The following is a 5553-nucleotide window of genomic DNA, read 5'->3' on the forward strand; positions in this document are numbered from 1 at the left end:
TTTGTTCCGGTGGTCATGGCGGGAGGGAAACGCCCGGTTACATTCCGAACCCGGAAGCTAAGCCTCCCTGCGCCGATGGTACTGCATGGGGGACCGTGTGGGAGAGTAGGACACCGCCGGACAATTATTGGACAGACAGTTGAAGGCCCTGCCGGGATAACCGGCAGGGCCTTCAACTGTTTTCCCGTTTCTTTCTCTCTTTCTCTTTTTCTCTCTTCCTTACAGCTTTCCGGCCGCCTTCAGCGTCATATAGGCGTCGGCCAGCGCGGGCGGGAGGTCCTCCGGCGGGGCCTCGACCACCGTGACGCCGAGCCGGCGGAGGCGGCCCCTGGTATGGGCGCGTTCCGCCTCGTGCTGGGCCGCTGCCGCCGCCTCGTAGACGCCGGGGACCGTGCCCCGCGTCCGGGCCATCTCGGCGATCCGCGGATCGCCGACCGCGGCGACCACCACCGTGTGCCGGTGGGTGAGTTGAGGCAGGACCGGCAGCAGGCCCGACTCCACGGGGGCCGCGTCCAGGCCCGTGAACAGGACGATCAGCGAGCGCCTCGGCGCCGTCGCCATCGCCGCCGCGGCCATCGCGCGGGTGTCCGTCTCGATCAGCGCCGGTTCGAGCCGCGCCATCGCCTCCACCGTCGCGGGCAGCACCTCGCCGCCGGTCCGGCCGCGCACGGTGGCCCTGACCGTCCGGTCGAAGGCCAGCATGTCCACGCGGTCGCCGGCCTGGGACGCGAGCGCCGTCAGCAGGAGCGCGGCGTCCATCGCCGCGTCCAGGCGCGGCACGTCGCCGACGCGCCCCGCCGAGGTGCGGCCGGTGTCGAGGACCAGCAGCAGATGGCGGTCGCGCTCCGGGCGCCAGGTGCGCACCGCGACCGTCGACTGCCGTGCCGTGGCCCGCCAGTCGATCGAGCGGACGTCGTCGCCGGGGACATAGTCGCGGAGGCTGTCGAACTCGGTGCCCTCACCGCGTGTCAGCAGGGTGGTGCGGCCGTCGAGTTCACGGAGCCTGGCGAGCTTGGCCGGCAGGTGCTTCCTGCTGGTGAACGGCGGCAGGACCCGCAGCGTCCACGGCACCTCGTGGCTGCCCTGCCGGGCCGCGAGGCCCAGCGGCCCGTGCGAGCGGATCGTGACGCGCACCGCCCGGTGGTCTCCGCGCCGGGTCGGCGCCAGGGTCGTCGTCAGCCTGCGGCGTTCGCCCGCCGGGACCGTGAGGCGGTGGCGGGAGGCGGCGTACTGCGTGCCGGGGCGCCAGCTGCTCGGCGGCCAGGCGTCGCGCAGCTCGCCGCGGAGCGGGCGGCCCGACGCGTTGGTCACCGTGAGCCGGACCTCGGCCTCCTCGCCGAGGCGCACCGAGGTCGCCCCGGCGCGTTCCATCAGCAGCGGGCGGACCGGCGCGGCGCGGGCCACGTCGTAGAGGACGGCCGCCAGCAGGGGCGCGGCCACGCCGAGGACGCCGCCCCAGCCGGGGAACAGTCCCACCACCAGGGCGCCGAGGGCGGCCAGCAGTGCGGCGCGGCCGGTCAGTGCCATCAGCGGGGGACCGGGACGCGCGCCAGCAGGCCGTTGATCACGCTGTCCGCGGTGACGCCCTCCATCTCCGCCTCGGGGCGGAGCCGGACGCGGTGGCGGAGGGTGGGCAGGGCGAGGGCCTTGACGTCGTCGGGGATCACATACGCGCGGCCCGAGAGCCAGCCCCAGGCGCGGGCCGTGGAGAGCAGGGCGGTCGCGCCGCGCGGCGAGGCGCCGAGCGCGAGCGAGGGCGATTCGCGGGTGGCGCGGCACAGGTCCACGACATAGGCGGTGACCTCGGGGGAGACGGCGACCTTGGCCACGGCCGAGCGGGCCGCGGCCAGCTCCTCGGGGCCCGCGACGGGCCGAACGCCCGCCGTGGCGAGGTCGCGGGGGTCGAAGCCCGCGGCGTGGCGGGTGAGGATGTCGATCTCCTGCTCCCGTGCGGGGAGCGGGAGGTTGAGCTTGAGGAGGAAGCGGTCGAGCTGGGCCTCGGGCAGCGGGTAGGTGCCCTCGTACTCGATGGGGTTCTGCGTGGCCGCGACCATGAACGGGTCGGGCAGCGCGCGCGGGCTGCCCTCGACGGTGACCTGGCGTTCCTCCATGGCCTCGAGGAGGGACGCCTGCGTCTTGGGCGGGGTGCGGTTGATCTCGTCGGCCAGCAGCAGGTTGGTGAAGACGGGCCCGGCCTGGAAGGAGAACGCGGCGGTGCGGGCGTCGTAGACCAGGGAGCCCGTGACGTCGCTCGGCATGAGGTCGGGGGTGAACTGGACGCGCTTCGTGTCGAGTTCGAGCGCCGTGGCCAGGGTGCGGATCAGCAGCGTCTTGGCGACGCCCGGCACGCCTTCCAGGAGGACGTGGCCGCGGCACAGGAGGGCGACGACGAGGCCGGTGACGGCGGCGTCCTGGCCGACGACGGCCTTGCCGATCTCGCCGCGCAGGGCCTCCAGGGCGGCGTGCGGGCTTCCATCTGTGGATGCGGTCACGGGCGGTGGTCCTTGCCTTTCTTCGGTGGTGTGGCGGGGGGCGCGCTGGATGGGCCGACGCGCCGTTCGAGGGCGTCCAGTTCGTCGGCGAGCCGGACCAGGGCGGCGTCGTCGGCGGGGGGCAGGCCGAAGAGCAGGCCGCGGACGGCCTCGGGTGCGTCGGCGGTGTGGGCGGCGACGGCCGCGGCGAGGACGTCGGGCGCGTGGGCGGATGCCTGGGGGACGCCGGTGAGCCGGGCGACGCGGGCCCTGGCGGCGGCGCGCAGCGCGTCGGCGGCCCGGTCGCGGGCCTCCGCCTGGTGGTAGAGGCGGGCGCGGCCCTCGGTGGTCTCGGCGGCCCTGACGGTGACCGGGAGCGGCTCGGTGAGGACCGGTCCGAGGCGGCGCGCGCGCCACAGGGCGGCCAGGGCGGCGGCGATGCCGAGCTGGAGGGTGGCCCAGCGCCAGCCGGAGCCGAGGAGGCCGAGGAGGCTCTCCTCCCCGCCGGTGGAGGGGGCGTCCTCGGCGGACGGGAGGTACCAGACGAGGTGGTCGCGGGCGCCGAGGAGCTGGAGGGCGAGGGAGGCGTTGCCGCCCTCGTCGAGGCGTTCGTTGTGGAGCAGGTCGGGGCTGCCGAGGAGGACGGTCTCGCCACCGGTGCCCGTGGCCTCGGTGCCGGCGCCGGCGGGGAGGGTGACCAGGGTGGGCAGGCCCGAGGCGGGGTAGCAGGCGGTGGCCCCGGCCCCGGGCGCCTCGTAGCGGAAGCCGCCGGTGAGGGCGCCGCCCGCGCGGCGGGCGGCGGGGTCGGCGCAGCCGGGGTCGCGCTCCTCGGCGGGCACGGGCTGGGCGGTCACCGTTCCGGGGGCGAACGCGTCCAGCGCCGCCTGGCCCGGGGCCAGGAGCACGGTGCGGGCGCCGCTGCCGGCGGCGGCGCGGGCGACGGTGCCGCGGCTGCGGTCGGTGAGGGCCTCGGGGTGGACGACGAGGAGCGTGGTGTCCGGGCCGGCGGCCGCGGCGGCCTCGCGGGCGGTGGTGACGAGCGTGGTGTCGACGCCTCGCTGGGCGAGGAGTTCGGCCACGGCCCGGCTGCCGGTCGGAGTGGCGGCGCGCGGGTGGAGCGTTGCGCTGTCGCCCGAGTTGAGCAGGCCGATGATCAGACCGGCGGTGAGGAGCGCGGCGAAGGCGGCGACGAAGCCGCGGGCGCGCCGCCACAGGCCGCGGGCGTCGGGGGAGACGGCGGTGCCGCCTGGCGGCGGCGTCTCCTCGTTCCGCGCCGCGGTCCGCGCCTCGTCGGGCGGTGTTCCGGCGTCCGGTGCCGTGCCGGTGGGCGCGGTCATGGGGCCGTCCAGGCGGCGGTCGCGGTCAGGTCGGGCTTGGTGCGGCGGAGCCGTTCGTCGAGGTCGCGCAGGTGGGCGTAGTCGGCGGCGGTGGCGGGCAGGTCGCCGAAGGTGACCGCGTCGAAGGTGGTGGCGGCCGTGTGGAGGTCGGCGGCCAGGCCGGGGAGGGGGCGCGCGGCCTCGGTGGCGGCCTCGTTCGCGGTGCGGCCGGGGCGCGGGTCGAGCAGGGCGCGTTCTTCGAGGGAGCGGACCACGGCCCGCAGCCGCTCCTGGACGGCCGGGGTCCAGTGGGCGGCGTCGGCGTGACGTTCCGAGGCGGCTCGGTGCTCGGCGGCGGTGCGGGGGCGGTCGGCGAAGACGGCCCCCGCGGCGCCGGGGCCCGTCGCGTTGCGCAGGGCGCCCAGGCGCAGGCGGAGGGCGATGAGCAGGGCGACCACGAGGGCGGCGATCACCAGCAGGCCGACCCAGCCGCCGGGGGTGGCGAACGCGGCGTCGTCGAGGACGCCGAAGACGCGGTCCCACAGCCAGTTCCACAGGCGGCGGACCGGACCCGGCTCGTGCTGGGTGTAGATCTGCCGGGAGAGCTCGCGTTCGGCGTCGTCCCGCGCCGGGGCGCGGTCCACGACGACGGGCGGGCCCGGCTCGTCCACCCACGGCAACGCCACGGGGTCAGCTGTCCCTGCGGGGGGTGTCGACGCCCGCCGCGCGGGCCAGCTCGATGTCGAGGGCCTCGCGGCGGATCCGCTGGTCGATGTAGAGGAGGGCGGTGACGCCGGCGCTGATCGGCAGCGTGATGGCGGAGGCGATGACGGCGCCGATCCCGGAGATCGCCAGGTAGGTCCACGACATGTCGGTGAGGCTGCCGCCGAAGACGCTGTCCGCGCCGCCGCCGTCGATGAGCCCGGCGATCATCGAGGTGGGGAACTCGATGATCCCCGCGACCACGGTGAGCAGCACGATGATGAGGAGCTGGACGCCGAAGACGCGCCACCAGGAGCCGCGTACCAGCTTGGCGGAGCGGCGCAGGGCCGCCATGACGCCCTGGCGCTCCAGCATGAGGGCGGGGGCGGCGAGGGAGAGCGTGACCCAGAGCCAGACGGCGAGGACGAGGCCGCCGACGGCGCCGAGGACGACCAGGGCCACGGTGCCGGTGACCGCGCCGAGCAGGGTGGGGACGAGGACGGCGAGGGTCGCGGCGAGCGGCACGACGAGGACGACGCCGAGCAGTCGCATCAGGCGGCCTCGGGAGTCCCCCCAGGTCTCGGCGAGCGTGACGCCGCGGCCCAGGACGGCGCGGCTGACGACGATGGTGAGCATGGCGGTGGCCAGCACGCTGCCGAGGATGGTGATGACGCCGGTGACCGAGGCGAACGCGGCGAGGTCGCCGAGGGCGTCGCGGAGCTGGTCGTCGGTCGGGTTCGGGTTGTCTTCGAGGGCCGCGAGCCCTGAGCTGTCGTTGAGCCACAGGCGCATGGCGACCGTGGAGATGACCTGGGTGATGACGGCGATGCCGAGCGCTATGGCCAGCACCGTCTGCCAGTGGGCGCGGGCGGTCGAGACCGCGCCGTCGAGTATCTCGCCGATGCCGAGGGGGCGGAGCGGGATGACGCCGGGCTTGGCCGCGAAGGTGTGGGGGTGCCACCCGCCCCAGCCGCCGGGCTGCGGCTGCTGGCCGTAGTAGGGGGGCTGGGCGTGCGGTGCCTGGACGTGGGGCGGCTGAACGTACGGGGGCCGCTGTCCGGGGG

Annotated in this window: 5 protein-coding genes and 1 rRNA gene; 1 reads left to right on the forward strand and 5 read right to left on the reverse strand. The window is 75.8% G+C overall.

Features of this window, described 5'->3' with window-relative positions; genetic code table 11:
• Positions 1-5: 5 nt before the first annotated feature.
• A 5S ribosomal RNA gene (rrf, locus tag ADY01_RS31785) occupies positions 6-122 on the forward strand.
• A gap of 97 nt (positions 123-219) precedes the next feature.
• On the opposite strand, the gene ADY01_RS31790 is transcribed toward rrf, so the two are convergent.
• The 5 genes from ADY01_RS31790 to ADY01_RS31810 form a co-directional block, all read right to left on the reverse strand.
• On the reverse strand, positions 220-1527 hold the full coding sequence (locus tag ADY01_RS31790; protein WP_049580194.1) for a DUF58 domain-containing protein: 1308 nt from the start codon (positions 1525-1527) through the stop codon (positions 220-222).
• Positions 1527-2492 (reverse strand): AAA family ATPase, encoded by a 966-nt coding sequence (locus ADY01_RS31795; RefSeq protein WP_049580195.1) that lies wholly within the window; start codon positions 2490-2492, stop codon positions 1527-1529. The genes ADY01_RS31790 and ADY01_RS31795 overlap by 1 nt, the downstream gene beginning before the upstream one ends.
• On the reverse strand, positions 2489-3808 hold the full coding sequence (locus ADY01_RS31800; RefSeq protein WP_078900788.1) for a DUF4350 domain-containing protein: 1320 nt from the start codon (positions 3806-3808) through the stop codon (positions 2489-2491). The genes ADY01_RS31795 and ADY01_RS31800 overlap by 4 nt, the downstream gene beginning before the upstream one ends.
• Positions 3805-4473: a DUF4129 domain-containing protein gene (locus tag ADY01_RS31805; protein ID WP_049580196.1), complete on the reverse strand. Its 669-nt coding sequence runs from the start codon at positions 4471-4473 to the stop codon at positions 3805-3807. The genes ADY01_RS31800 and ADY01_RS31805 overlap by 4 nt, the downstream gene beginning before the upstream one ends.
• Positions 4474-4477: 4 nt before the next feature.
• A partial coding sequence (locus ADY01_RS31810; RefSeq protein WP_049580197.1) for a DUF7544 domain-containing protein occupies positions 4478-5553 on the reverse strand: 1076 nt, incomplete at its 5' end.

The organism is Streptomyces sp. SBT349 (assembly GCF_001083795.1).
GTDB lineage: Bacteria > Actinomycetota > Actinomycetes > Streptomycetales > Streptomycetaceae > Streptomyces.

Coding starts and splice junctions, on each gene's coding strand:
- ADY01_RS31790 (WP_049580194.1), bottom strand. CDS start 1,527: ATGGCACTGACCGGCCGCGCCGCACTGCTGGCCGCCCTCGGCGCCCTG.
- ADY01_RS31800 (WP_078900788.1), bottom strand. CDS start 3,808: ATGACCGCGCCCACCGGCACGGCACCGGACGCCGGAACACCGCCCGAC.